We start from the raw sequence: 2,261 nt of genomic DNA, 5'->3' as shown, positions 1-2,261 counted from the left end.
GGTCAGCGGCTGGGACAGGGGGCAGAGGCCGGGTTGAAGACAAGCTGGCCGCCTCGCCCGAGGGGGTGCCGGAGCAGCACGTGACACTCTCTCGGTGCCTGCTGGGAGGTGGTTCGTCTCCGGCGGCCGGTACTGCTGAACCAGGGCAGGAGGCGGCCACCGTGGCCTCTGGCGGTACCCGCGCGAGTGGGGCACGTTGCTCGGGCAAGCTGCCCATCGAGCTGGCCGACAGACGCACCTGCACCCTCGACCTGGACGAATTCTCCCGACCCTAGCCGGACGCCTGCTGACCATAGAGCGGAGCCCTGCCCGCGCTTCCACGCACCGGAGGCACCGTACGTGTGTGGAGCGGGTCCGGCGGGGCTGGTACTACTGCTCCTTACGACGCAGGAACTGCCAGCCCAGTACGGCCAGGGCGAGCGTCTGCACGAGAGAAGCGAGCACGAGCAGGGGCTGGGCGGTGTGAGAGCGCCAGAACGCGGTCGTGCAGACCATGGGCAGGACCAGGTAGGTGAACAGGTCCACTGCGGTCTGAAGCCGTTTGCGCACGGTGCGGCCCGCGACGTTGCGGTGGTAGACCTCCCAGTCGAACACCGTGCTGTGGGCGGAGGCGAGTTCCCCCAGGCGCGGTCCCAGTCGGTCGCGGACGTAGCAGCCGATCGCCGAGATCTTCTCGTCGTTGACCAGGTAGGTCCAGCCCAGGATCAGGCAGATCGCGGGGACGAAGAGCAGCAGCCGGGACTGTCCGCTCTGGACGGTGACCGCCACGACTGCGGTGGCTGCGGCGAGCGTGAAGTAGAGCAGGTTGTCGCGGAACCCGATACGGGTCTTCTGCTCCTCCTTGAGGCAGTCGTACTCGGCCAGCAGGATCTTGCTCTCGGTGACATCGTCTGTGGAGGTCACGGGAACTCCCAAGATCGAGTTGGGGATCAGCCGACGATTTGGAAGGGCGTCAGGTTGTCGTGGCCGTGCCGTTCGATCCAGCCCTTCCCGTCCGCCGCTACCCCCTCCAGGATGCGGAAGGCGTGGGTGGAGCCGGCCGCGCTGAGGTTGATCTCGGAGATCTCCTGAGCGTTCTCGTCCGGCGCCAGTTGATGGGCGTCGGTGTCCTTGACGCGGATCTTCCTGGTCGGACCGTTGGTGAGGACGAGCTCCAGGTCGTAGCCGATGTCGGCGTTCTCCGTCACCTGCACGGAGGACAGCGCATCGAACCGGTAGTTGCTCCGCTGCTCGTTCTTGCGCGTCGCGTCGGAGAATTTGAACTCGGAGCTGACCTCGCGGACGCCGTCCTGGGTGAACAGGAACAGACGGAAGACGTAGCGCGAGTACCGCCAGGAGCCGCCCCGGACCCGGCCCCGTTTGCAGGAAGGAGCCGGGGCCACCAGGATCGTGTGGGTGATCAGGTCACGCCAGGTGAGCCGGTGGTACCGGAGCGCCTCATCGACGAACGACGTCTTGTCGCAGGTGAGCCAGGTCTCCATTTCCAGCTCGGTAGGGCGCATGACGTCCAGGAATTCCTTCCAGCGCTGGTGGGCGATCTGTCGTGCGGTCAGCTGCTCGTGGTACTCCTGGGTCTCCCGGGCCAGTCGGTGCTCTTCACGTCGGATCTCCAGCCACCGGAAAGCTGCCGCATGCCCGGACCAGGCCGCACCGAGCACGGCCAGGAACGCCCACAGCGGTCGCGGCGAGGCGGCACCCGAGATCGCCGTGCCGGATGCGGCCAGAGCCGCGGCGCCGAGAACGGCGAGGGCCACCACGGTCAGGGCCTTCGTCCCGGCCGGAGTCGGGTCCTGGCGGTGACGATCGAACAGGGTGCCGTTGTTGTGGCGGTTCCGGGCGTCCTCGGCGAGGTAGCGGATCAACCAGGCGACCCGCTCCACACTGATCCGGCTCTCCCGGTAGAGGTCCGCGATCTCGGCGGCGAGGCTGCCGCGGATCTGAACGGTGTGGGCGAGCCAGGCGTCCGGGGTGAACCCGTAGGGCGTGCGAACGCTGAAGTAATGATCGAACGAATGGCGGACGCTGTTGGTGAATCTGCCTTCGGTGGGTGCGGGATCTCGCGGGTGGGGGACGCGGGCCCCGGCCGTGAGGTCCGACCGGAGTTCCCGCCCCCACCACCGGAGGCCGCAGCGGGCCGCGGTCAGGCCTGCGCCGAGCGCCACCAGCAACTCGGCGGCAGCCCAGGCCGGATCCGCGATCAGTGCCAGGGCCCAGAGGAGCGCGCTGCTGAAGGCGAACAGGGAGGCCCGCACCGGGAGGGC

At 68.2% G+C, this 2,261-nt stretch carries 2 protein-coding genes; both read right to left on the bottom strand.

The window, feature by feature from the left end:
- Positions 1–369 precede the first annotated feature (369 nt).
- The gene (locus ACWDCZ_RS40540; protein WP_387976899.1) at positions 370–903 is read right to left on the bottom strand and encodes a hypothetical protein; all 534 of its coding nucleotides are present in this window, start codon (positions 901–903) and stop codon (positions 370–372) included.
- A 26-nt stretch (positions 904–929) separates the two neighbouring features.
- A partial coding sequence (locus tag ACWDCZ_RS40535) for a hypothetical protein (RefSeq protein WP_449818616.1) occupies positions 930–2,261 on the bottom strand: 1,332 nt, incomplete at its 5' end.

This window comes from Kitasatospora sp. NPDC001225 (genome assembly GCF_053597855.1).
This window is presented reverse-complemented; position numbering and strand designations above follow the sequence as displayed.